Annotated in this window: 23 protein-coding genes and 1 tRNA gene; 2 read left to right on the forward strand and 22 right to left on the reverse strand. The window is 37.8% G+C overall.

What is annotated here, in order from left to right; translation table 11 throughout:
• Window positions 1-140 precede the first annotated feature (140 nt).
• The 10 genes from wecB to rsmH all read right to left on the reverse strand — a co-directional run bounded on the left by wecB (window position 141) and on the right by rsmH (window position 9,293).
• Complete coding sequence (gene wecB, locus K0A91_RS07485; protein ID WP_295009555.1) at window positions 141-1,295, reverse strand: UDP-N-acetylglucosamine 2-epimerase (non-hydrolyzing); 1,155 nt, start codon at window positions 1,293-1,295, stop codon at window positions 141-143.
• 1 nt (window position 1,296) lies between these two features.
• Window positions 1,297-2,355 carry an NAD-dependent epimerase gene (locus K0A91_RS07490; protein WP_295009557.1) on the reverse strand — a complete coding sequence of 353 codons (1,059 nt, stop codon included), beginning with the start codon at window positions 2,353-2,355 and terminating at the stop codon, window positions 1,297-1,299.
• A 12-nt stretch (window positions 2,356-2,367) separates the two neighbouring features.
• On the reverse strand, window positions 2,368-3,573 hold the full coding sequence (locus K0A91_RS07495; RefSeq protein WP_295009595.1) for a nucleotide sugar dehydrogenase: 1,206 nt from the start codon (window positions 3,571-3,573) through the stop codon (window positions 2,368-2,370).
• On the reverse strand, window positions 3,573-3,914 hold the full coding sequence (locus K0A91_RS07500; protein WP_295009559.1) for a MarR family EPS-associated transcriptional regulator: 342 nt from the start codon (window positions 3,912-3,914) through the stop codon (window positions 3,573-3,575). The genes K0A91_RS07495 and K0A91_RS07500 overlap by 1 nt, the downstream gene beginning before the upstream one ends.
• Window positions 3,915-4,064: 150 nt before the next feature.
• On the reverse strand, window positions 4,065-4,349 hold the full coding sequence (locus K0A91_RS07505) for a helix-turn-helix domain-containing protein (protein WP_295009561.1): 285 nt from the start codon (window positions 4,347-4,349) through the stop codon (window positions 4,065-4,067).
• 2 nt (window positions 4,350-4,351) lie between these two features.
• Complete coding sequence (locus tag K0A91_RS07510; protein WP_295009563.1) at window positions 4,352-4,579, reverse strand: type II toxin-antitoxin system RelE/ParE family toxin; 228 nt, start codon at window positions 4,577-4,579, stop codon at window positions 4,352-4,354.
• A 244-nt stretch (window positions 4,580-4,823) separates the two neighbouring features.
• Window positions 4,824-4,900 (reverse strand) — tRNA-Ile (locus tag K0A91_RS07515).
• Window positions 4,901-4,944: 44 nt separating this feature from the next.
• Window positions 4,945-8,079, reverse strand: a complete 3,135-nt coding sequence (locus K0A91_RS07520) for an efflux RND transporter permease subunit (RefSeq protein WP_295009565.1) — start codon at window positions 8,077-8,079, stop codon at window positions 4,945-4,947.
• Between the two features lie 9 nt (window positions 8,080-8,088).
• Window positions 8,089-8,367: a hypothetical protein gene (locus K0A91_RS07525; protein WP_295009566.1), complete on the reverse strand. Its 279-nt coding sequence runs from the start codon at window positions 8,365-8,367 to the stop codon at window positions 8,089-8,091.
• Window positions 8,367-9,293, reverse strand: a complete 927-nt coding sequence (rsmH, locus tag K0A91_RS07530) for a 16S rRNA (cytosine(1402)-N(4))-methyltransferase RsmH (protein ID WP_295009568.1) — start codon at window positions 9,291-9,293, stop codon at window positions 8,367-8,369. Before rsmH ends, K0A91_RS07525 begins: the two co-directional genes overlap by 1 nt.
• Window positions 9,294-9,383: 90 nt before the next feature.
• Here rsmH and K0A91_RS07535 point away from each other — a divergent pair, with 90 nt between their 5' ends.
• Window positions 9,384-10,436 carry a response regulator gene (locus K0A91_RS07535; RefSeq protein WP_295009570.1) on the forward strand — a complete coding sequence of 351 codons (1,053 nt, stop codon included), beginning with the start codon at window positions 9,384-9,386 and terminating at the stop codon, window positions 10,434-10,436.
• Window positions 10,437-10,512: 76 nt separating this feature from the next.
• On the opposite strand, the gene K0A91_RS07540 is transcribed toward K0A91_RS07535, so the two are convergent.
• From K0A91_RS07540 to K0A91_RS07555, 4 genes are all read right to left on the reverse strand, one after another.
• Complete coding sequence (locus K0A91_RS07540; RefSeq protein ID WP_295009572.1) at window positions 10,513-10,815, reverse strand: iron-sulfur cluster assembly protein; 303 nt, start codon at window positions 10,813-10,815, stop codon at window positions 10,513-10,515.
• A 144-nt stretch (window positions 10,816-10,959) separates the two neighbouring features.
• Window positions 10,960-12,069 carry a hypothetical protein gene (locus K0A91_RS07545; protein WP_295009574.1) on the reverse strand — a complete coding sequence of 370 codons (1,110 nt, stop codon included), beginning with the start codon at window positions 12,067-12,069 and terminating at the stop codon, window positions 10,960-10,962.
• A gap of 134 nt (window positions 12,070-12,203) precedes the next feature.
• Window positions 12,204-12,545: a hypothetical protein gene (locus K0A91_RS07550; RefSeq protein WP_295009575.1), complete on the reverse strand. Its 342-nt coding sequence runs from the start codon at window positions 12,543-12,545 to the stop codon at window positions 12,204-12,206.
• 87 nt (window positions 12,546-12,632) lie between these two features.
• Entirely contained in the window at window positions 12,633-13,865 is a 1,233-nt protein-coding gene (locus tag K0A91_RS07555; RefSeq protein WP_295009577.1) for a glutamate-5-semialdehyde dehydrogenase, read from the reverse strand.
• A 76-nt stretch (window positions 13,866-13,941) separates the two neighbouring features.
• Between K0A91_RS07555 and K0A91_RS07560 the strand changes: the two genes are divergently transcribed.
• A complete protein-coding gene (locus tag K0A91_RS07560) occupies window positions 13,942-14,703 on the forward strand; it encodes a pyrroline-5-carboxylate reductase (RefSeq protein ID WP_295009579.1) in 762 nt (253 codons plus the stop codon).
• A 41-nt stretch (window positions 14,704-14,744) separates the two neighbouring features.
• On the opposite strand, the gene K0A91_RS07565 is transcribed toward K0A91_RS07560, so the two are convergent.
• The 8 genes from K0A91_RS07565 to K0A91_RS07600 form a co-directional block, all read right to left on the reverse strand.
• Window positions 14,745-15,629, reverse strand: a complete 885-nt coding sequence (locus K0A91_RS07565; RefSeq protein ID WP_295009581.1) for a rhodanese-like domain-containing protein — start codon at window positions 15,627-15,629, stop codon at window positions 14,745-14,747.
• Between the two features lie 163 nt (window positions 15,630-15,792).
• Window positions 15,793-17,265, reverse strand: a complete 1,473-nt coding sequence (thrC, locus tag K0A91_RS07570; protein WP_295009583.1) for a threonine synthase — start codon at window positions 17,263-17,265, stop codon at window positions 15,793-15,795.
• Window positions 17,266-17,322: 57 nt separating this feature from the next.
• Window positions 17,323-18,546 (reverse strand): peptidoglycan DD-metalloendopeptidase family protein, encoded by a 1,224-nt coding sequence (locus K0A91_RS07575; RefSeq protein WP_295009585.1) that lies wholly within the window; start codon window positions 18,544-18,546, stop codon window positions 17,323-17,325.
• A complete protein-coding gene (locus tag K0A91_RS07580) occupies window positions 18,543-19,355 on the reverse strand; it encodes a cell division protein FtsX (RefSeq protein WP_295009586.1) in 813 nt (270 codons plus the stop codon). The genes K0A91_RS07575 and K0A91_RS07580 overlap by 4 nt, the downstream gene beginning before the upstream one ends.
• Window positions 19,342-20,013, reverse strand: coding sequence for an ABC transporter ATP-binding protein (locus tag K0A91_RS07585; protein WP_295009587.1), 672 nt, complete (start codon window positions 20,011-20,013; stop codon window positions 19,342-19,344). Before K0A91_RS07585 ends, K0A91_RS07580 begins: the two co-directional genes overlap by 14 nt.
• Window positions 20,006-21,178, reverse strand: a complete 1,173-nt coding sequence (gene trmB, locus K0A91_RS07590; RefSeq protein WP_295009588.1) for a tRNA (guanosine(46)-N7)-methyltransferase TrmB — start codon at window positions 21,176-21,178, stop codon at window positions 20,006-20,008. Before trmB ends, K0A91_RS07585 begins: the two co-directional genes overlap by 8 nt.
• A 14-nt stretch (window positions 21,179-21,192) precedes the next feature.
• Window positions 21,193-22,605: a hypothetical protein gene (locus K0A91_RS07595; RefSeq protein WP_295009589.1), complete on the reverse strand. Its 1,413-nt coding sequence runs from the start codon at window positions 22,603-22,605 to the stop codon at window positions 21,193-21,195.
• Entirely contained in the window at window positions 22,553-23,524 is a 972-nt protein-coding gene (locus K0A91_RS07600; RefSeq protein WP_295009590.1) for an RluA family pseudouridine synthase, read from the reverse strand. The genes K0A91_RS07595 and K0A91_RS07600 overlap by 53 nt, the downstream gene beginning before the upstream one ends.
• Window positions 23,525-23,547: the final 23 nt, after the last annotated feature.

Here is a 23,547-nt window from a genome sequence, read left to right on the forward strand (position 1 = left end):
AATACCTTCACGCCGAAGCATTGTGGCTGATAAACTCCCTTACTACAGCTTCAGACTATTTGTTACCTCCTAATCTGTGTAGTTTGGTACCCAACTGGCGGCTAACCTTTATTGGGGCTGGATTGTCCAGCTTGATTGCCTTAGCTTTGCTTGGCACACTCATTTTTTGCTTCCTTTATAAAATTAACAATTCGCTCACAAGCTTTTCCATTCCCATATGGATTGTGTGCTTTATTCATTTTTTCATATTCATTTTTTTCATCTAGTAGCTTTTGGGCTTCTTTTATGATAGTATCTTTTAAAGTTCCTACTAGCTTTACTGTTCCTGCTTCTACTGCTTCTGGTCGCTCTGTTGTGTCCCTCATTACAAGCACTGGCTTTCCTAGACTTGGTGCTTCTTCTTGTACTCCCCCACTATCAGTGATTATAAAATATGATTTATTCATCATATAAATAAATTGTTCATATTGAAGTGGATTTATAAGATATACATTTGAAATATCTGAAAGTATTTCATGTACAGGTTTTTGAACATTTGGATTTAAGTGTACTGGATAAACTATATCTATGTCAGGATTATCTATCGCTATGGTTTTTAAAGCTTCACAGATATTTATAAATCCATCACCAAAATTTTCTCTTCTATGCCCAGTTACAAGTATAATTTTTTTATCATCTTTTAGTTCATATTGAGAGCTTATAGACTCTATGATTTTAGATTTTAATTCATCTTTTTTTTCTATTTTATCTAGGGCAAAAAAAAGTGCATCTATAACTGTATTGCCAGTTACGATTATATCATTTGGATTTTTATTCTCTTTTAGAAGATTATTAGCACTTGTTGTTGTAGGGGCAAAATGATAGCTTGCCAATACACCAGTTATTTGTCTGTTTGCTTCTTCAGGCCAAGGGCTATACATATCACCTGTTCTAAGTCCTGCTTCTACATGTCCTACTTTTATTTTATTATAAAAAGCAGCCAAGCTAGCAGAAGAGGTAGTAGTAGTATCACCATGTACAAGTACAACATCAGGAGAAAAATCATTTAGTACATCTTTTAAACCCAAAAGTACATTTGAAGTTACATCAAATAAGTCTTGACCTGACTTCATAATGTTTAAATCATAATCAGGTTTTATATCAAACATCTCAAGAACTTGATCTAACATCTCTCTATGTTGTGCTGTTACACATACTTTTGATTCTATTGAAGGCTCATTTTCAAAAGCTTTTACCAAAGGTGCCATTTTTATAGCTTCGGGTCTTGTTCCAAATACTAATAATACTCTTTTCATCTTATTTCTTTTCTCCATAAAATTTTCTGTACCACTTCACAAATCTCTCAATCCCAACTTCAAGTGAGGTATCTGGCTTATAGCTAAAGTCATTGATAAGATCACTCACATCTGCATAAGTAGATACAACATCTTCATCTTGCACATCCATGAAGTTTTTTGTAGCTTCTTTGCCTATAGCTTTTTCTAAGGTTTTAATAAAATCTAAAAGTTGCACTGGAGAGTTATTTCCAATGTTATAGATTCTATATGGTGCACTTGATATAGATGGGTCTGGACTGTTAGCATCAAATTTATCCGATGGTTTAGCTAAATTATCTATAACTTTGATAATACCATCTACTATATCACCTACATAAGTAAAGTCTCTACTCATATTTCCATAATTAAATACTTTTATAGGTCTGTCGTTAAATATAGCATCTGCAAAAAGCATAGGAGCCATATCTGGTCGTCCCATTTCGCCATAGCAGGTAAAAAATCTCAATCCCACGCACGAAATATTGTAAAGATGAGCATAGGTATGAGCCATCATTTCATTGCTCTTTTTTGTAGCTGCATAGAGACTTACTGGATGGTCTGTATGATCACTTGTTTTAAAGGGTTGTGACTTATTGAGTCCGTATACCGAAGAGCTAGAAGCATACACTAGATTTTTAACATCATAATTTCTACAAGCTTCTAGAATATTCATAAAGCCCACTACATTGCTTTGGATATAGGCATGTGGGTTTTCCATAAAGTATCTTACACCTGCTTGGGCAGCTAAGTTGCATACTACATCGAACTTTTCAGTTTCAAAAAGGTTGTTTATAGTTTGACTGTCTTCTAGGGTTACTTTTATGAATTTGTGATTTGGATAAGTTTTTGATGCTACTAGCACATTGTCTTTTAACTCATCTTTATCTATACCTAATTCATTTAATCTTGCATACTTTAGATTTACATCATAATAGTCATTGATATTATCAAGTCCTATTGCAACATCTCCTCTCTCAAGAAGTTTTTTAGCTAAGTGATAGCCTATAAAACCTGCTGTTCCAGTTACTAGTATCTTCATCTATTCTTATCCTCAACTATCACTATTGAATATATCTCTAGTATATACTTTGTCTTTTACATCAAGTAGAGTGTTTTCAAGTCTGTTAGCCACTATAACACTACTTAGTTTTTTAAACTCATCTAAATCTTTTATCACTCTTGAATTAAAAAAACTATCATCATTAAGTGCTGGTTCGTAGATAACTACTTCTATTCCCTTTGCTTTGATTCGTTTCATTACCCCTTGGATGGCGCTACTTCTAAAATTATCACTTCCTGTTTTCATAGTAAGTCTATAAATACCTACGATATTTAATGTTGAATTTTGAGTGTTGCATTTTGAATTATTTTTAAGTTTTTTTATGATTGCAGCTGCTATGAAGTCTTTTCTTGTTGAGTTAGCTTTTACGATAGCTTCTATCATATTTGATGGGACATCTGCGTAGTTTGCTAAGAGTTGCTTCGTGTCTTTTGGTAAACAGTATCCACCATATCCAAAAGATGGGTTATTGTAATGTGTTCCAATTCTTGGGTCTAGTCCTACACCTTTGATGATTTGTTCAGTATTTAAGTTGTGTGATTCGGCATAACTATCAAGCTCATTGAAGTATGCCACTCTCATAGCTAGGTATGTATTTGCAAAAAGTTTGATAGCTTCTGCTTCTGTTGAGTCTGTGAAAAGAATATCGATATTTTGTTTGATAGCACCTTGTGCTAGTAAGTTTGCAAATATCGTTGCTCGCTCACTTTTTTCACCTACAATTATCCTACTAGGATAAAGATTGTCATAAAGAGCTTTTCCTTCTCTTAAAAATTCTGGCGAGAAGATAATGTTTTGTGTATTAAACTTTTCATTTAGTGATTTTGTGTAACCTACAGGAATAGTTGATTTTATCACCATTGTTGCGTTTGGATTTATCTTGAGTACATCTTGCACTACAAACTCTATAGATTTTGTATTAAAATAGTTTGTTTCAGGGTCATAATCTGTAGGAGTTGCTATGATGACATAATCAGCATCTTTGTAAGCTTCTTCTTTATCTAGTGTTGCTGTGAAGTCTAAATCATCTCTTAAAAGATACTCTTCTATTTCTACATCTTCTATTGGGGACTTTTTATTTTTGAGCATCTCTACTTTTTCAGGGATAATGTCTAGTGCTATCACCTCACTGTTTTGTGCTAAAAGTAGTCCATTTGAAAGTCCTACATACCCCGTTCCTGCTATTGTTATCTTCATCATTTACTAGGACACTTGTTTAGATTTAACAAATCATACATCTCTTCATACTCTTTTTTCTGTTTTTGAAGTCTATCGTACTCTTCTTTTTTAATTTCGATGAATTTGTCTGTTAGGGCTATTTTTTCTTTTATTCCAGTTGGTGTTAAAAGATATTTGTATTGCACTTTACTTTTCGAATTTATAAATCTCTCTGCTTTGATAAGACCTTTTACGATAAGTCCATTAAGTACATAATTAACCTTACCTACACTATAACCTATCTCAGTAGCTATGCTTTTTTGATTGGTCACTTTATCTACAGATCTTAAAATGGCTAATTCAGCCTCTTCGTTTGTCAATCCAACACCCTTATGATTTAATTCAATGGTTGAATCATAACTAGCTCAACCTTTGAATTAAATTTAATAGAAAAAAATTGGTTCCTTCTATAAAAGGTAGTGGATAAAGAGCAGTCACAGGCTACGCGGAGCTTAGGTTAAAAAACTTATTTATACCATCTCTAGAAGTACTTCTGGATGATTGTTTACAACATTTAAAAGGACTCTTGCAGGTCCTTCTGGATGTCTTCTTCCTTGCTCCCAGTTTCTAAGGGTATGAACGCTTATGTTCATGAGAGCTGCGAACTGATCTTGAGTAAGTGACATTTTAGTTCTTATCTCTTTTGGATTAGGCTCTTCTATAAACAACTGTCTGCTTGGTTCTTTCTTACCCTCCATAATCTCTTTTGCTTCTTTTGCGCTAGTTAATAATCTTTCAAAATTTTGTGCATCCATAATTAATCTCCTAAAAATGATTTTCTTAACATCTCAATCTGCTTTGGTGTTAGATCCTCTGTTTTACTTTTTTCATACACATATATCATATATAGAGTATGCTGCTCTTCATAATAGTAGTAAATATTTCTTATACCGCCACTTTTGCCTTTGTTCTTTAACTTCCATCTTAATTTCCTAAGACCTTTTGAAGCAGGTATAACATCTCCCGCTTTTGGATGTTCTGCCAAAAACTTTTACAGCTCTTGATACTCTTCATTGCTTAAAAGTTTTGTAATATCTTGTGCATATATTGAAGTTTCTACTATTTATATGTAAAAAGTATATATTTTTTAAGTAAATCAGTCAATGGCTTAGTTTGTAAATATAGGGCAATTGCAAAAGTGGGGTAAAAAGTGGGGTAAAGTGTTTTTTTATTGTTTGATTTTTCTTTTAAAAAGTCTTTGAAAGTTCGTTGTTTGGGGAGTTTAGCAGTGGTGGGTTCTGAGTGACTCGAACACTCGACCACTCCGTTATGAGCGGAGAGCTCTAACCAACTGAGCTAAGAACCCACTGTTTCTAGAAAGGCGATTGCTTTGTAGGTCGGAATTATACTTTAGCTCACCTTAGATATTTCTGATTTTTTAATATCTTTTATTTTGAAAACAACCGCGTAGAGTAGTGGCACGTAGATTAAGTTGAGCACCGTAGCCCACGCTATTCCAAAGCCTAGAGATATTGCCATTGGCTGAAGTATCATAGCCTGACCTGAGGCGAAAAATATCAGCGTTGAGAGTCCTAAAACAGTTGTAAGAGATGTCAACAAAATAGGTCTCAATCTTGTTTGAGCCATCTTCATCAGCTCTTGGGTATTTCTTGCATTTTTGATAAAGCTAACTACTATAAGACCGTCATTGACCACGACACCGGCAAGTCCGACTATTCCTATCATTCCCGGCATGGTTAGATTTATGCCCATGACCATGTGACCGAAGAATACGCCAAGTAAAACAAGCGGTATCGTACTTATAACAATCAGAGGTTTTTTTATAGAATCAAAAAGCCAGACAAGAGTTATAAAGATTAAAAAGATTGCTATGAGTGCAGACTGAAGCATCTCTCTTTTATTTTTTGCATTCTCTTTCTCTTCGCCCTTTACATCAACTATATATCCGTCACTTTTTAGTTTTGACAATGCAGGAGCCAGCTTTTTCATAACTTCGGCAGAGGTGATAATCTTCTTGTCAAGCGAAGCGACAACGGTTCGAATCCTTACACCGTTCTCTTTTTGAAGTGCGACAAATCCCTGCGCCATTACAAAGTCGCACACTTCACTAAGTTTTACAAATCTATCCGACGATGGTATCTGAACCTCTATCGTATCTATTGAGTTTATCTGCTCGTTCACTCCGCTCTCTATTTTGATGCGAACAAGACCGCTCTCATTAAACATCTTTCCATATTCGCCCTTGAGATAGTATGACCTCAGCTCTCTGGATATTAGCTCCTCATTAAAGCCTAACTGCTGTCCATACTCATTTACGCGAAGTTTTAGCTCTTTTTCTCCAAGAGTTGCATCGTTTGATATGTTGTTAATGCCATCAATTGCATCAAGAGCATCCTCCAGCTCTTTAATTCCGTCTAATGTTTTTTGCTCATTAATTGCGCTTAGACTTATCTCGATATCTGAAGCAACTACTCCAGCCCCCGGAACTTTTACAACCAGCTCTTCATAAACGATATTGCCGCTATGTTGTAAATCTCTAAAAGGCTCAACAACTTTTTCTACATCTTTTGCTATATCTTTTGCGTCTCTTTGCCTTTTTAAAACATCCTTATCATACTCTAATGAGAGATATGGGCTTATATATCTGTCAAAAACATTATCAGGGGCGCGCTCGCTCAAATCTATAAATATGTGAAAAAGATGCTCGCCAGTCTCAACCATGTTTTTGGCATCAAGCTTAAAACCGATAACCGAAGTTATGGAAGATATATCATCGCCTTTTATGTTTTTTAAAAGTTCACGCTCAAGCTCGGTTACAATCACTTCCGTATCTTCAAGCTCATTATTTACATTTACTTTTCCATATACATAAACCTGAGTCGTGTCAAAGTCTGGAAAAAGCTGAAATTTTGAGTTTTTAATCATCACGGCTGTTAAAGACAAAATTGTTACTACCATAACAATAAGAGATATCCATTTGCGTCTAAATACAAAGTGAAGAGCGCTGTTGTGCCAAGAGGTCAGCTTTTTCCACACTTTTTTTGTAAAACTATCCTCCTGAGAGACTTTTAAAAAGTCATGCGCATGAAGAGGTAAAAAGTAAAACGCCTCAAACAGAGATGAGAGAAGAAGAACTGTTATCATTATGGGGATTATCTTTATAAACATTCCCATCTCGCCGCTTAATAGCAGCATCGGCAAAAATGCAAAAACAGTTGTAAGAGTAGCAGTTAAAACCGCAGGAAACATCTCTACAGCTCCCACTATTGCCGCCTCACGCCTCTCCATCCCCTCTTCTAGGTGTCTGTAGATATTCTCTGCAACGACTATCGCCTCATCAACCAACATTCCCAGAGCTATCAAAGCACCCAGTAGCGAGAGCATATTTAAGCTGTCTCCCATTATTTCGGTTGTAATAAGTCCAATCATAAAGCTTAGAGGAATTCCGATAGCAACAACCACTGCAATCCCGCGATTTATAAATATCAGCATTGCCAAAAAAACAAGCATAAGCCCGAATGTTATATTTGCAAAGACCGTATTTAGACGATTTTTAATCCATACGGATGTATCCGCATATATCTCATACTTAAGCTCTGGGTGGAGTTTTTCCTGCTCCTTTAAAAGTTCCCTTACACGCTTGACAAGCTCTATCGCATTTCCGTCTTGTGATTTTGCAATATTTATAGATATATTTCTAACACCGTTGTAGTGCGAGAGTTCCGACTCATCGCTGAGCTTAAACGAGACATCCGCGATATCTCCTATGCTTACTCTCTGACTTCCGATGTTTATAAGCGTACTCTCTATTGCCTCTCTACTCTTCTCTCCGTTATACGTGGAGATATAGAGATGAGAACCTCTCTCTTTTATAGTTCCTATTGGAAAAATAGAACTTATATTTCTAATTGAATCTACCGCCAAAGATGGCTGAAGCCCAAACGCCAGAAGCTTCTGTTCGTTAATCTTTATAACAAGCTCCTCTTGGGCATCGCCGCGGATTGTTATCTCGCTGAGCTCTTTAAACTTGCTAAGTTGGCTCTTTAGCTCCTCTGCTCTTTGCAAGAGCTCCTCTTTTGGTTTATCGCCAGCCAGTGCAACAAGTGCAAGAGGAAACGAATGCAATCTTATCTTTGCGGTAGGTTCAGCCATGTCTGCAGGAAGGTCTTTTTTCACGCTTCCTACAATATCTTTTACATCATTTAGAACATTAGCGTTGTCTGATCCGGGCTTAATGTCGGCGAGTATGGAAAATGAGCCGTTTTTGATAGTTGTTTTTATGGTATCGAGCTCGGCGATGTTTTGCAAATCGTCTTCTATTGTTTTGACAACCATTTTATCAAGCACATCAGCAGAAGTTCCTGCATATCCTCCTGAGATAGTAACCTTATCCATGTTCATTGGCGGAAATATCTCTTTTGGAATATTTACGTACGCAAATATAGATAGAACAAAAATAAATGCGAGCAGGATATGATTGAGCAGAGGTTTATCTATTGCAAATTCTAAAAAACGGCGTATCATTTTATATCTTTAGAAAAGTGTATCAAGGATTTGATTTTTAAATCGGATAGATTCAACAGAACTTCTTATAAGCCTGTTTTCCTCTTTTAGCGTGTCATATTCGCTCTTTAGCTTTGCTATATCCCTGCTTGTAAAATATATTTGCTGCTGTATATATATTTTAGGAAATAGCACAACTACTGCAAAAAGTATGCTAAGTAAAACATATATAAGATAATTCGCGTCCAACTCTTTTTGCGGGTTTAGGACTAAATCGACCTCTTTTAGTAACTCTGCTTTTTCACTCATTAATTATTATCCATCTCAAAAACTCTCATCTTAGCACTTCTGCTTCGCAGGTTCTCTTTTAACTCATCATCTTTTGCAATTATAGGCTTTTTAGTTAAAATTTTTCCAAGTGAGTGGTTATTGCCGCATGTACATCGCATCGCTTCGATTGGGCATATACAGCTATCTCTCCATTTGCCAAATCTGTTTTTTACTATTCTGTCTTCGAGTGAGTGAAAAGAGATAATTGCTAGCTTCACACTTGGAAACTTTGCCTCTTCTATGGTATCTAAAAGCGACTCCAGCTCGCCGAGTTCGTTGTTTACCTCTATGCGAATTGCTTGCATAAGCAGAGTTGATGGATGAATCTTTTTACCGACAGGCATAAGATGTTTTAGTGCATCACCCAGCTCTTTTGCAGAATAAAAGGGTCTATTGTTCACCATAAAAGATGCTATTTTTTTATAGTTTCTAAGCTCTCCATACTCCAAAAGTACTCTCTCGAGCTCATGAAGCGAATATTCATTCACAACACTCTTGGCACTAAAGGGCGACTCTTTGTCCATTCTCATATCAAGGTTATCACTTGAGAATGAGAATCCCCTCTCTTTTTGGTCAAGCTGAAGCGATGAAACACCGATATCCGCCAATATCCCTCTTATATCTTTAATGTCATACTCTTTTAATATCTCTTTTATTACCGACGAGAAACGCCCTTTTTTTATAACTACTCTATCCCCATATTTTTGGAGTCTTTGTGTTGAAAAATCAATGGCTGTCTGGTCTTGGTCAATGGCAATAAGTTTCAGACGTTGATTTGCTTCAAGAATCATTGAAGAGTGACCGCCGTACCCCATTGTACAGTCGATTATTATCCCATCTTCTATATCACTAAAGAGCTCAAGCACCTCGCGATATAGAACTGGAATGTGCGGAATAATTTGCATTCAAAACCTATACTATTTTTCTTAGTATTATACATTAACTTTGTAAAGTTTAATTTTTATTAGTGTATGATAAAGAAAAAAAGTGACAATATGCAGACAATTATAAATGAAAATCTCATCGAAATCATTGGATTTATTGTTATTTTAACTATTGTGGCAATGTTTATTATTATAAAAATATCGAAGAAAAAAGAGGGCGACAAACATGCCGCTGAACAAAAACCCGCTGACATAAAAACAGAAATAAAATATGTTGAAGAAAAAGTTAAGGAGCCAAGAGCACAGGAAGCTGCAAGAGATGCAGAAAAACCTCAGGCCGTTGTACAGACTAGTAGAAAGAAACGCGAGTTAGTTCCGCATGACAAAATCGTAAAAGATGATTTTGCAACGTTTAAAGGCACTAGAATATTAATTGCTGAAGACAATATTATAAACCAAAAAGTTATAGCCGGACTTCTCTCTACTTCTGGGATATATATAACTATTGCAAATAACGGACTAGAGGCACTGAATATACTTGAAAACGATACTGATTTCTCTGTAATTTTCATGGATGCACACATGCCTGTTATGGACGGCTTTCAGGCTACAAGACATATCAGAAAAAATCCTAAATACAATCACATCCCGATAGTTGCACTAAGTGGCGAGACTGCGTCTGATGACATCAGAAACATGTTAAATGTGGGGATGGAAGCACATGTTGAAAAGCCCCTTAAAATGGATGCTCTTTACGACATACTATATGTCTACACTAACGGCAATGAGTCGCAAAATGGCACAAAAGAGCCTGAAAGCGGCTCTTGCGAATTTGACACCGACAAAGGTTTGGAGATATGCGGAGGCGACAAAGATTTCTACCTTGAGATACTAAGCGACTTTACATCCAAGTATTGCGACTCTGCAGAGACCATCAAAAAGCTTATAAACGAGTCAGACAGCGCTAGTGCGAACATGATACTGTTAGATGTTTCTGGCGTTGCTGCTAATATCGGTGCAGATAACCTGTGCTCTATTGCCCTAAGCCTAAAAAACAACATCTCAAATCCGACAGATTTGGAGTACATAACCACTCTAAAAAACTATAAAAGAGCTCTTCATACAGTTTGCGAAGCGGTAAAAGAGTACGTCCGAACGAAGTGACAAAGAGCCTTGGGTAGTGCTAAAGACTAGCCTCTGCTTTGAGCCTTTTTTACATCTACTTGCATTACCTAAAAAATTAGTTGCCTGACAATGCCTTCTTTACATGCTCTTGGGCCATGGTTATATTCCAGACAGGCTCCCAAACAAGTTCTATTTCAACACTTTTTATGTTTGCCATCTTTTGTACGGCCTCTTTTACCCACTGCTGAATAAGCTGGTGCATTGGGCAGGCTTTTGTCGAGAGTGTCATGATGATGTGTGCATCTCCCTCATCATTACAAGCCGCATCGTAAATAAGCCCCATTTCAACAAGATTAAAACCGACTTCAGGGTCAATTACGGTAGAGATAGCTAAAAGCAGTTCGTCTTTAGAGTACATATTCAAATCCTTTTATTTAATGTTACACGCAAAGAGGAGCAAAGCCCCTCTTTGCGGCATGGACATAAGTGTCCCTACAACCCCCTAAAGCTTCCCGCATTTGCGGGAGAAAAAGAGGCTTTACACGTTTTGAAATACGCATGGTCACTTATAATTTATCATATAAAAAACACTTCTAACAAAAGCGATTGAGCCCATTAGTAAAAACGAAGCACCGCCTTTGATAAGAGCGTCGTTTTGAAGCAGAATTGCAACAGCAACAACAACCACCCCGATTGCGCAAAAAACAAACTGAGCTGACGAACTTTTTTGCGGAAGCATATCCGCCAACATCGGAACTTTTTGTTTTCCGACAAGCGGAGAAAATCTCTCAAACCAGACAAGAAATGGAATAATTTTATAGACATGCCCTGTTACAGCAAAAGCAAAAAAGCCAAAAAACATCATCCACCCTGAACTTAAAAGGAGCGGCTCAAAACCCAAAACCATATAACCGATACCCATAAGCAGAGAAGCCACTAAAGAGAAGTATGAAAAAATAAGTGACTTAGCATAAATGTCTATCTCTTTTCTTGCTCTTGTTTTGTAAATGGTTTGCACAAAATAGAAGTACATGAAGAGTCCTGCTACCGCCAATATATAACCTGCATACTCAAAAAAAGTAATCTTAAAAAAAGAAGAGAGGAGAACAAGCAAAATTGATACACCCATCATGATTAGCGCATTTTGTAAAGGTTTTTGAGAAAATCCGTGTGACAATCCAAACATCGGAAGTAATACAACAGACAAGCCCATTATTGTAACTACAACATATCCTACGACGACCAAAAAGACATGGCTTCTAAGAAGCGTATTTATATCTACCTCTATAAGCCCGCTGTATCCAAGAGACATAAGAAAACCGAAAATAACGCCGAAAAATAAAAATGTGTTTGACAAGAGCATGCTTTTCATAGCCAGATTTAATGTTTTAACTTTTTTGATAGTTAAAAATATCTCCAGTATGAATATCATAATAGAGATTAAAACGACAACTCCGCCAAATGGAAGTAGCATCGGATAGCTCACAAACCCGACAGTCATCATCAGAGTGCCAATTGCCAGCAGCGGCCATATGGCGTAAAATAGTTCAACACCAAAATGCCCTACTTCCAAAACGACAGGCACGAGCTGTGCCATGGCTCCAAAAATTGTCATCATGACAAATCCGAGCAAAAAGAGATGAACAAAACCAAATATTTTCGTATCTAACATAGTGATATTTTCAGCAGGTATGAAAAATATATAGAGAACAGATGCCAGATAAAAAAAGCTCCCCAATATAAAAAATGGGGAGATCAGTTTAAATGGAGGTGCAAAATCCCGTGAGACAGAAAACATCTAGAGTGCTAGTGACTTATATTTTGAAGATTTGTATCTGCCGACGAAGAGCTGTTGCTTGAAAAAATAACTTTTACCAAACCGCTGCCAATCTCCTCAATCTCATACGAGATATCATCCTGCAACTTAGGAAACAACCCGCCCGGTCTCTTATGATTTATCATAACCAGTTTATTGGCAGTTCCTTTGATAAGCTTCAAACCGCTAACAGCATTTACCATCGGTTCAGGCGGAGCGCATTTTGATGTATCAAAATAGTACGTGCTCTGCCCATCCTTTTCGAGTTTAAAAAAATCTACCGTAGCACCTGCAACCTCTAGCTTAGAAGCTTCGCTTGGAATTAAAGACATTAAAAAAAATCCTTCTTTTAAAATTGTCCATAATTATATTTAATATCTCTTCCTCAAACGTTGATTTTAATCAACAACAGGATTAATTTATCTAATTTGTCCACTACCGTAGATTTTAAATTTATATGTCGTCAAACCCTCTATTCCCATAGGTCCACGTGCATGGAGCTTGTTTGTGCTTATGCCAACCTCTGCACCGAAACCGAAAGCTCCGCCGTCCGTAAAACGCGTTGAAGCGTTAACGTAAAGAGCTGCTGAATCTATCGAATTTAAAAACAGCTCCGCAGTCGTTATATCTTCCGTAATTATCGCTTCCGAGTGACCTGAACTGAATCTAACTATGTGCTCTATTGCGCCCTCAACACCATCAACTACTTTTATATTGAGTATATTTGCAAGATACTCGGTATCGTAGTCTTCATCTGTAGCATGAGCTATCTCTATAATGTCCTGAGTTTTAGAACACCCTTTTAGCTCCGTGTGCGCTCTGTCAAACTCCGCTTTTAAAAGTGGCAGAGCCTCTCTTGCAATTCTTTCATCAACCAAAAGCGTCTCCATTGCATTACAGACTCCCGGGCGCTGAACTTTGGCATTTATTGCGATTTTTATCGCGTTGTCAAGTTTTGCGTCTTTGTCTATGTAAGTATGACACTGCCCCTTATCATGCTTTATTACGCTTACTGTCGCATTGTCGCAAACATATTTTATAAGCCCTGCCCCGCCGCGAGGAATAATCAAATCTACATATTTGTCCATCTTAATAAGTTTGGCAACTCCCTCTCGTGAGGAGTCAGGAATAAGAGAGACTAACGACTTTGAGAGTCCGTTCTTTTCCAAAACACTCTGAAGCACTTTTGCAATTGCCTTATTTGAGTTCTCGGCCTCTTTTCCGCCCTTAAGAACACACACATTTGAGCTTTTAAAACAAAGTGCGGCGGTATCGCTTGTGACGTTTGGACGCGACTCATAGATTATACCTATAACTCCGATAGGTATGGATACTTTCTCTATTTTGAGTCCATCTTCGGTAACCCAGCCATCAAGAACACGCCCCACTGGCTCTTTTAGTGCTGCAATCTCCTCAATAGCAACCGCCATCGCATCGATTCGCTTCTCATCAAGATAGAGCCTATCCATCAACGCAGACGATAAAGAGTTCTTTTTGCCATCCGACATATCTAGTGCATTTGCCTCTAACAAATCCATTGTATTTGCTCTTAGCGCCGTTGCCATCTCTCTTAAAATTTTGTTCTTATTTGCGCCGTTAATGAGAGATAATACTCTGCTTGCCGACTTTGCCTCTGCTAAAAACTTCTCCACAATTTGCCTTTGTCTATAATAATTTGATATTTAATGTGATGATGTTATACTACCATAAAAAAATTAAGGCACTTTTATGAAAACTATAACTTTTATCGGAAATGGAAATATGGCTCTAAGTATTGCTAAGGGGCTCAAGGATAGCTATAAAATCGAGGTTGTAGGCAGAACTCTTGAAAAATTGGACAAATTTGAAAACGAGTTGGGTGTAAAGATAGAAAAAGAGCTAATAGATGGCTTCAATGTAGACGGAAAAACTGTAATATTTTGTGTCAAACCCGCGAATGTAGAAGAAGTTGCTACAAGAATAAACGGCAGAGCCAGAGTTGTCTACTCAGTACTTGCGGGTACCACTGTTTATAAGATAAAACACAATCTAAACCCTTTTGCAGTAGTAAGAGCTATGCCGAATCTGGCTGCGAGTGTCGGGATGTCTATGACTACACTCACGGGTGATGAGGAGTTCAAAACTGAAGCAGAGGAGCTGCTTGGAGCAATAGGCACGACACTTTGGCTTGGAAGCGAAAAGGAGCTAGACATCGCAACCGCACTTGCAGGAAGCGGTCCCGCATACCTGACACTTATTGCAGAAGCTTTGGCCGATGGCGCCGTTAAGCAAGGCATGAAAAGAGCCGATGCGATGGCAACCATGCGCGGACTCTTTGGAGGATTTGGCAAACTTATACAAGATGTTCATCCAGCACTTCTAAAAGATGCAGTTATGAGCCCAGGAGGAACAACTGCTGCAGGTTATGGGGCGTTGGAAGACGGAAATGTCAGAGCTGCATGTATAAATGCAGTTGAGAGAGCTTATAAAAGAGCTGCCGAACTCTCTTAGAGATTATTTTTGCATCTCAAGTTCTTTGAGACGCAAAATAGTTATTTGCCAAAGATTTCGTATCTGTAGCTTACCATCGGAGTGTCATCACTATTGCCCCACTCTTTCATAGAAGCATCGTATAACCTCACATGTTTATAGCCTAAAACTCCGCTTAGCACAAAATAGTTAAACGACGTCTCAAGCCCGCCCGTACAGTAGAGCAAAACTTCACTGCTTTTATCCAGCCCGTAACCATCTTGAAATAGTGAGTCAAGTTTCTTAACATCTTTTAGTTTATAGTCGTTATCAACGGAGTAGTTCCATGAATAACTCATGGCTCCTTTTATGTGACCATCCCTTGCTACGGTATCAGTGGGAGTGATTCCGAGATATCTGTCGGCCGGCCTTGCATCTATCATAGGTACTTTTTGAATGTTTTTCATAACATATGCTTTATCGGCTAAAATTGTACTGTTTATACTAACCTTATAGTTTGATTTTTTGGTAATTGAAGCTTTTTCACTTAGTTCAAAGCCGCCTTTTTCCCATTCGCTTAAGCCGCCGTCCAAAAGGGCTACATCTGTTATGCCATGATAATTAAGCGCCCAGTAAATATAAGTAGCCATCAACAAATCTTTTGGAGAGTTTATCGGCGCATATAGAACGACTCTGCTCTTCTCATCAATTCCCAGTCTTTGTATTTCATCTTGAATCTCTTTGTTTGAGCGGACAACCAAAAACTTGCCCTGTGCTACCCTCCACTTCTCTATAGATGTATTTTGCGCATTTGGTATGTGTTGCGATTTGTAGTTTGATTCATCTGATACATGAACAATCCTCATGTCAGCTTCTTGCAAACTCTTATTTAGCCATTTAGAGCTCACAATTGCATCCATTGCAAAAGCGCTAATTGAAAACAGACATAATATAAATAATTTTTTCATGAAAAGCCTTTTTTTTAAAATTGGCTTGTATTGTAGGAGAGTTTAACTTAGCCGTTTATAACGGTAAAAGAGTAGTCGCTTTGCTTTGTTTTAGAGTAAGTTTACTGAAGTAAAAAAAAACTACATGTAAAATTATTTACATGTAGTTTTTTTAGAATATTATTTATAAAAACTTTAAAATCTCTTTTTCTATCTCATCTTTTTCTATAACACTCTTTTGAACGATAGGCTTTGTAAAAAGAGCTTTTACCATAGCAGGGATATCCAGCTTCGCCTCTTTTGAGATAGATTCGAGCGCAGTTATATCCTGAGCGTCAACTTCTCCCGTGAGTGCGCTTGCAATAACTGGGGAAAACTTAGTCCACTCTGCTGTTGAGTAGATTATAGATTTGATATCTTTTCTTGAGCAAGTCTCATACGACTTTATACATGTAGCAGTGTGAGGGTCCATCAAATAGCCGTCTTTATAAAAAGTTGTATTGATATATTTTTTGCCCTCTTCGCCGTTACAAAAATCTGCATCAAAACTTTTTTGCAGTTCTGATAGTTCTGCTGCACTCAGCTCGTAAAAGTTCTTTGTCTCCAAATCACCCATAAGCTCTTTAGTTCTCTCATATCCGAACATGTCATAGAGAATTCTCTCGACATTTGATGATTTTAAAATATCCATCGCAGGCGAAGTCGTACTTACTACATGCAGATTTCTTAAATCATATTTTCCTGTTTTTATAAGTCTGGTTAAGACGTTATTTTCATTTGAAGAGATGATGATTTTTTCCACGGGAAGACCCATCTTCCAAGCATAATATGCCCCAAGAGCGTTTCCGAAGTTTCCGCTTGGAACATTGAGGTAAACCTTCTCGCCCATAGCTATAGCACTTTGTCTTACAAGCTCAAGGTAGCTGTGGATGTGGTAGATGATTTGAAAAATAATACGCCCGAAGTTTACAGAATTTGCGGCCGAGAGGAGTATGTTTTTCTTCTTTAGCGCAGACTTGAACTCGTCTGAAGCGAGAAGTCTCTTAAGCGCATTTTGAGCATCGTCAAAAACACCTCTAATTCCTATAACTTTTAGATTTTTGCCATCTTCCGTCACCATCTGAAGTCTTTGAACATCGCTTGTTCCGCCATCAGGATAGAGGCAGGCAACTTGAACATTAGCGCGATTTTTGAAAGTCTCTAACGCAGCAGGTCCTGTATCGCCGCTTGTAGCAGCAAGAATTAGATAGTGTTCGCCTCTTTTTTGCGCGATTGATGACAACACTATACCAAAAGGCTGAAGTGCCATATCTTTAAATGCGCGGGTCGGACCGTGGTAGAGTTCGCTTACATAAAGATTCTCTTTTACTTTTACGACGGGAACTGGATTTGAAGGAGTGTCAAACTCGTCATAAAGTTTTAGAGCCTCGTCTATTACGCTCTTATCAACATCAATCTCAAAACGCTCAAGCATGTCAGAAGCCAGCTCTTTATATGAAGAGTTTAGATGTTTGTTTAAAAAAGCTTCACCGAGTTCCGGCAAACTCTCCGGCACGTATAAACCGCCAAAAGAGGCAATAGGATTTAAAATAGCTTCTGAAAATGTAACGCTTTGTGGTCTGTTTTGATCGCATCCGCGAGTTTGAATAAAGTTCATATTTTTTCTACCTAAAAATTTTTGAAATTATATCTAAATTAGATTTTATTTTAAATATTACTGAAACAGTCTGATTGGATTTATGTGAAATGATTTTTGCGTAACCTCAAAAATAAGCTCATCATTCACACGTCCTATGGTGTACCCCTTCTTTATCTTCTTGCCTTTTTGTATATCCGGCGCTATTTGAGAGAGATTTGCATAGATGGTATGAAGCCCGTCATCATGTTCTACAATCACTATATTATTAAGAACAGGAGTTTTATCTGCATAGATTACTTTGCCGTTAAACACGGTTTTAACCTTTGCATTATTCTCGCTTGGCTTTAAAGATATAGACTCATTAAAGACCTTTATGCCGTATATAGGATCCGTATATGTTCCGTAATTTTTAGTAACTTTGTATGGCTCAAACGGCGGAATGGTCTTTTTTCCCTTATACTCTCTTGTTTTTGCGGCTTGATAGCTGCTTCCATGCGACTTAACCTTAGGCAAGTTCTTATCCGAGACAATATCCTTGGCATCAAACGCTTTGGCTCTGCTAGCCTCTTCTTCTGCCTTTTTAATCTGATCTATTTTTATAATATTTAGCTGTGCCAACGTCTTTTTAAGTGAATCTTGCTTGTTTAAAATCTCTCTTAACTCTTTTTTGTAGGACTCTCTTGCGATTTTAAGCTTGCCGAGCGACTCTTTATTATCTTCTTGAGTTTTGATAAGCTCTTTTCTTTTTGAGTCAATAGAGGCGATAGCGGCCTCAAGCGAACTAACCTGATTGCTTAAAAAATCTATATTTTTTGAGTTGTCATAAAACTTTTCGTTAAGCTCTTTTATCTTCTCTTTGGCATTCTTAAGCATAAGTTCAAGCACCTCATACTCTATTAGAGACTCCTCGCTTGCGCTGTACTCTTCTTCAAGTATTATAGAGAGCGAAACGCTTTGAGCTATTGTAAAAACAAGCTCCTCTTCAAGCTCATTGCCATCTTTTTTCAGTATCTCCTGAGAGGATTTTAGCTCTTTTATCAGTTTTACATTATCTTCGTAACTGCTCTCCTTCTCTAAGAGCTCCTCTTTGAGTTTTTTCAGGTGCTCCTGCTGCGCAAAAATCTCTTTTTCATGCACTCTGATAGCATTTGCCGTATCATCCATTTTTTTGCTGATAGCCTCCTCTGTTTTAGCATATAAGCCGATTTCAGAGCTTGTTTTTTCTATTTTGGAGTCAACACTTGTTTTTGCTTCCAAAAAGCTACATGTCAAAAAAAATATTATAAATAAACGAATCATGCCTCTTCTTTATGGCCGATAACAATCAAAGATGCCAAAAGGATTGAGATAACCATGGCAACAGCAAGAATTACTAAAAAATCGTCCACAGGATTGAACACTACTACGCTTATGCCTATGTTGTTGAACTGCTCTACAACCCAATGGTGTGATGAGAGATAGATGAAAATTCCAAAAGCCATAAAACTGGCAATTAGCGCATCTACAATAGCGAGTCTAAAGAGTACCGCTGAGCGAAGCCACAATGCAGCTCCAAAAAGCCCCATGATAGTCATTCTCTCGTTATGTTTGTATTGCCAGATTCTAAGCTCTTTAAATATCAGAAGCAGAGTTACGACAAGCACGACGACCGTAAACAGTGCAACAACTTTTTTAAAGAGCAGAAGAAGCTTATAGGTAGTGTCGTGAGTGTGTGAAAAATCCTCCACCTTTGTTATTGAGCTCTCATCTAGCAAATCGCTTCTCAGTCTCTTTGTCTCTTGTGGAGTCGGGTAGTGCGTAAGCGTAAGCTTGTAAAATCTTGGAAGAGTAAGCTTTAAAAGCTCTGCGTTTGTACTCTTTATATCGCTTGTCAATCTTTTTATAACAGAGTCCGTAGAGAGCTCTTTGGCATCTGAAATTATCTTATTTATTGAGGCAAAATCGCTGCTGCTAAGCTCTTTTTTACTCACCGCAATAACCGAGTAGTTATTGGCAAGAGTAACCTTGTAAGCGTTAATTGAGCGCTCAACAATAAAAAATACCTGCATTGAGAAGAGTATGCTAAGAAGTGCTATTACCAGTGAGAGGTGGTTCTTAACGGATTTCATGAATGCTCCCGTACTCAATGTGAAAATGCTTATAATCTACATTTAATGTTTTTGGAATCTGGTGCGTAACGACAATTACTGTAGTTTTTAGCTGAGTATTGGCTCCCTCTAAAAGGTTCCAAATCAACTGCGAAGAGTACTCGTCAAGATTGCCGGTAGGCTCATCTGCCAAAATTAAAATCGGGTTGTGGGCAAGAGCTCTTGCCATTGCAACCCTCTGCTGCTCTCCACCGCTAAGCTCAAGAGGATACTTTCCTGTTTGATGATTTAACCTGACATGTTTTAAAAGTTTGTCTACCTGATTTAGAGCGACATTTTTAACATAGCCGTTGATTAGAAGCGGAAGCATAATATTTTTGTCAATAGTCCACTCTTTTACAAGCTTATAATCTTGAAATACTATTCCAATATGTCTTCGCAAAAAATTCAGTTTTGAACGTGACACACCGTTTAGCTCTACACCGCCGACTATCAAAGAGCCCTGCTTTGGTTTTAGAGCCCCATAAAGAGACTTTAGCAGTGTTGATTTTCCGCTGCCGCTAGCACCGGTTATAAAGACAAAATCGCCCGTACCCACGGAAAAATTCACCTTATTAATAATCGTCTCATTGCTTGAGTATGAAAGCGAGAGGTCTTTTGCAACTATAACTTTATCCATGAAGAGTCTTGTTTAAAAATTTATGTGCAGCAAGATTGCTTTTTGACCTTAGAGGCATTTTAGGGTAGTAAAAAGCTCTATCTTTTTTGACAATCATGTAGAGATGTTCAGGCTTGTCAAAGCTCCCCATAGAGAGGCGAAGCATCACTCCGTCTTCTAACATGTAGCTTCTCTCAAAATTGACAAATCCGCCATCAAGCTTCTCTATCTTTTTGTTCAGTTTCAGTATATCTTCGCCGCTGAGTCTAACCTCTGAAAATTCAAAATCTCCATCTAGAGAGAGTTCAGGAGAATCTTCATCATTTATCATTGTCACATCATAAATATTCTTCTCCATCTTTCTCCATCTATCCTCATATTTGCTGACTATGGCGATATCTCTATTTTTGCTGATATGGAGCGTAGTTTTACTGAAAGCTATGAATGTCTCGTAAGAGTAAGCGTAATATTTTTCGCTGTCCGTTCGAAGCTCTAGCGTTCCGCCAATGTCTAAAATACGCCTTGCTTCTTCTATAAATGCAGTTGAAATAACTCTTCTGTGAGGTTTTTTATCCCATGGGACTGGAAAATGAACGTAAATTTTTTCAATTATATTTGATGGAACAAGCTCCGTAAAAAGCCTTGCGTCATAATTAAGCACAAGAATATTTTGGATATTTTTTATCGATATCTGTTTTAAGACCTGCTCTATTGAGGGATGGTGAATCTCTATGCCGATAAAGAGAGTATCCGGATTGTTTAGAGCCTGATGAAGCAGATGGCGGCCTGAACCAAAGCCAACCTCTATGCGGATTTTTTCATTATTTGGAAAGTCTGTTGCAAAATATTTTATATCTTTTAGAGCGGCAACCTCTTGAAGATGGATATTTTTCTTGCTTTGAGGCACATTCGATGAAAGCGCATCCATTCCAGATGCCTTAGTGTAGGCCAGAAGCGCTTTATGCACGTTGTATGTTGAAGCCGGTCTTGATAGCTTGTCGCTTTTTAAAAGCTTTTTACCCTCTTCATCTACAACAAGCAAAAAAAACTCATCCTCATCTACCGTTACAGAGATTAACTTCTCCTCTTCGAAATTCGCATTGTTTGCTATAAAATTAAAAGAGACCCCGCCCTCTTGAAGCGGGAACTCAACCTCTTTAAACTCTGCTATATGTATATGTGGCATTCATTCTCGTTTTGTTAAAAATCTTGCATAGGTAGAATTACGTCCTCAGCAGGCGCAATATTGCTCTCTACGCTGTTTTGTTCTATCTTTTTCTCTACACTCCTCTCTGCTTTTTTCAGAGTAGTGTTTGGCTTTTTTACTGCCGATTTGTCATCAACTTTAAACTTAACCTCTATGCTCGGCTCAGATTTAATCCCGTTTGCGTCAATTGCAAATATTTTATAAAAATAAGTTCTTTCATCCTCTATTTCAGAGTCTATAAATTCATTCTTTTTTATATTTTGAAAATCTTCAATCGAACTCTCCAAAAAGCTCTTACTGTATCTTTTTTGCACTATATAGCTAACAGCTCTTGAGTCTGATGTAATCCAAGAGAGTCTGACTGTTCCGTTAAGCTGTTTTGCATCAATCAAAGACGGAGTTGCAGGTTTAATCAAAGTTCTTCCAAGTGCAGTGTGGTTTGAACTCACGCTCTCAAGTTTATCTCTGTCGATTACGCTGATTCTGTAAAAATACTCTTTACCGTCTTCTTCTATAACATCAACATAGGAGTTCTTTTTTGTATCAGCTATCTCAGAATAAGTTCCGTTAATGCTGTTAGCTCTATATACTCTGTATGTTAAAAAATCAACGATTTCGCTGCTCTTCCAGTTTATCTCTATTTTCTTTGGCAAATCAGTTGAAGCAACAACCTGTGTTATTTCAGCAGGAAGCTCTTTTGTCACAACTGTGACCTCTTGGCTCGGTTTTGAAACTATATTGTCATATGTCAAGACACGAATACGGTAGATATATGTAAAATTATCTTTGAGATTTTTATCAATAAACTCAGCATTCAATCTTCCGTCAACGGTTGCAATATCAGTCCAATTAATCTCTTGAAGAGTTCTTCTTTGAATGATGTACGCTTTTACCTTTGCGTTCTCATGAGGACGCCATATTATTTTTGCGCTTCTTGGCATGCTCTGTCTGCTGTGAATCCAAATTACCGACTCCAATTGAGGAAGAGAAGTTATAACAGTTGTTTCGCTTTTTTGAGACTCAGCATTGGCACTGTATGTTTTAAAGTAGTAGCCGTATCTTGAAGCAGGCTCTACTTTTTTGTCCAAATAGTGTGTTGAAAAACGACTGCTTACGGTATCGTAGTAGTCACTTTTAACGCCATTCTCGCCCTTGGCACTGCTCTTTGACTCAGCATCAAATTCAACTCTATATATATAGACACCCTCTACTCTTTGGTCATCGATAGACCCCCACTCTAACGCGATTGTATTGGTATCAACGATTGTTCCGTTTTTAGTAAGTGCAACTATCGGCAAAGTGTTGTCAATAACAGCATCCTTTTTAGGCATCGGTCCTTTGCCGCTGCAGCCGCTAAGAATTAGCAGTGAAGCCGTGCATAATGTAGCTAGCGTCCATAATCTCATCTATTTGCTCCGTATTAAATTTTTTGTTTATAGATTCCGCCATCTCGCTCTCAAGCGGTGCGGTGAATAGCAATTTTTCTCCACTCGTTGGATGAGTAAAGTATATCAAGTATGCGTGTAGCAAAATTCGTTCCGACTTCTCCTGTTTTGGGCTCTGAGCATAAATATGATCACCGATAATATGGCGGCCAATACTCTCCAAGTGAACACGTATCTGGTGTGTTCTTCCTGTAAAAAGTTTACAAGCTATTAGCTGGTTTTTTTCATCATTTGAGAGCAACAATGTTTTAAAAATAGTCTTTGCACTTTTTCCATGCTCCAGACATGCCATCTTTAGCCTGTTATGAGCACTTCTTGCTATCGGGCACTCAACAGTAGTCAAATCATCTTTTAGAGGAGGGGTAATGACCGCCAAATAGTATCTTCCCATGCTTTTGTCTTGAAGCTGATTGGACAAAAACTCGTGTGAGCGATTGTTTTTAGCGATAACCATAGCTCCGCTCGTGCCTTTATCAAGTCTGTGAACAATTCCATGACGCTCCTCTCCGCTTAGTGTTGAGAGTCTTACTCCCTTGTGTTTAAGCCAGTCAACCAGAGTCGCCTCTTTAACACTTGGAGCAGGATGAACGGTCAATCCGCTTGGCTTGTTTATAACAAGAACGTCACCGTCTTCATAGATGATTTCAACGTCAAAATCAACATCAAGTGCCGGCTCGCTCTTTGCATCCAAAAACTTTACTTCAACAATTTGATTCTCTTTTAGTTTAACTCCCGAACGAGAAACTATCTTAGAGTCTACAAGTACACACTCTTTTTTAATAAGCTGTGCGATTTGTGAGCGGCTCTGCCCTATTTGCGATGTTAAAAATGTATCAAGACGCTCGGCGCTATCGCAAATATAACTTTGTGTTTGGTTCATATTTCTAACCTTTATGATACAAT

Origin of the sequence: Sulfurimonas sp. (assembly GCF_019429335.1) — a bacterium.
Taxonomy (GTDB): domain Bacteria; phylum Campylobacterota; class Campylobacteria; order Campylobacterales; family Sulfurimonadaceae; genus Sulfurimonas.

Bases quoted from the DNA above. Each gene is read 5' to 3' on its own strand.
- wecB (WP_295009555.1), bottom strand. From the start codon at position 1,295: ATGAAAAGAGTATTATTAGTATTTGGAACAAGACCCGAAGCTATAAAA.
- K0A91_RS07490 (WP_295009557.1), bottom strand. From the start codon at position 2,355: ATGAAGATACTAGTAACTGGAACAGCAGGTTTTATAGGCTATCACTTA.
- K0A91_RS07495 (WP_295009595.1), bottom strand. From the start codon at position 3,573: ATGAAGATAACAATAGCAGGAACGGGGTATGTAGGACTTTCAAATGGA.
- K0A91_RS07505 (WP_295009561.1), bottom strand. From the start codon at position 4,349: ATGGATGCACAAAATTTTGAAAGATTATTAACTAGCGCAAAAGAAGCA.
- K0A91_RS07520 (WP_295009565.1), bottom strand. From the start codon at position 8,079: ATGATACGCCGTTTTTTAGAATTTGCAATAGATAAACCTCTGCTCAAT.
- K0A91_RS07525 (WP_295009566.1), bottom strand. From the start codon at position 8,367: ATGAGTGAAAAAGCAGAGTTACTAAAAGAGGTCGATTTAGTCCTAAAC.
- rsmH (WP_295009568.1), bottom strand. From the start codon at position 9,293: ATGCAAATTATTCCGCACATTCCAGTTCTATATCGCGAGGTGCTTGAG.
- K0A91_RS07535 (WP_295009570.1), top strand. From the start codon at position 9,384: ATGCAGACAATTATAAATGAAAATCTCATCGAAATCATTGGATTTATT.
- K0A91_RS07540 (WP_295009572.1), bottom strand. From the start codon at position 10,815: ATGTACTCTAAAGACGAACTGCTTTTAGCTATCTCTACCGTAATTGAC.
- K0A91_RS07545 (WP_295009574.1), bottom strand. From the start codon at position 12,069: ATGTTAGATACGAAAATATTTGGTTTTGTTCATCTCTTTTTGCTCGGA.
- K0A91_RS07550 (WP_295009575.1), bottom strand. From the start codon at position 12,545: ATGTCTTTAATTCCAAGCGAAGCTTCTAAGCTAGAGGTTGCAGGTGCT.
- K0A91_RS07560 (WP_295009579.1), top strand. From the start codon at position 13,942: ATGAAAACTATAACTTTTATCGGAAATGGAAATATGGCTCTAAGTATT.
- K0A91_RS07565 (WP_295009581.1), bottom strand. From the start codon at position 15,629: ATGAAAAAATTATTTATATTATGTCTGTTTTCAATTAGCGCTTTTGCA.
- thrC (WP_295009583.1), bottom strand. From the start codon at position 17,265: ATGAACTTTATTCAAACTCGCGGATGCGATCAAAACAGACCACAAAGC.
- K0A91_RS07575 (WP_295009585.1), bottom strand. From the start codon at position 18,546: ATGATTCGTTTATTTATAATATTTTTTTTGACATGTAGCTTTTTGGAA.
- K0A91_RS07580 (WP_295009586.1), bottom strand. From the start codon at position 19,355: ATGAAATCCGTTAAGAACCACCTCTCACTGGTAATAGCACTTCTTAGC.
- K0A91_RS07585 (WP_295009587.1), bottom strand. From the start codon at position 20,013: ATGGATAAAGTTATAGTTGCAAAAGACCTCTCGCTTTCATACTCAAGC.
- trmB (WP_295009588.1), bottom strand. From the start codon at position 21,178: ATGCCACATATACATATAGCAGAGTTTAAAGAGGTTGAGTTCCCGCTT.
- K0A91_RS07595 (WP_295009589.1), bottom strand. From the start codon at position 22,605: ATGAGATTATGGACGCTAGCTACATTATGCACGGCTTCACTGCTAATT.
- K0A91_RS07600 (WP_295009590.1), bottom strand. From the start codon at position 23,524: ATGAACCAAACACAAAGTTATATTTGCGATAGCGCCGAGCGTCTTGAT.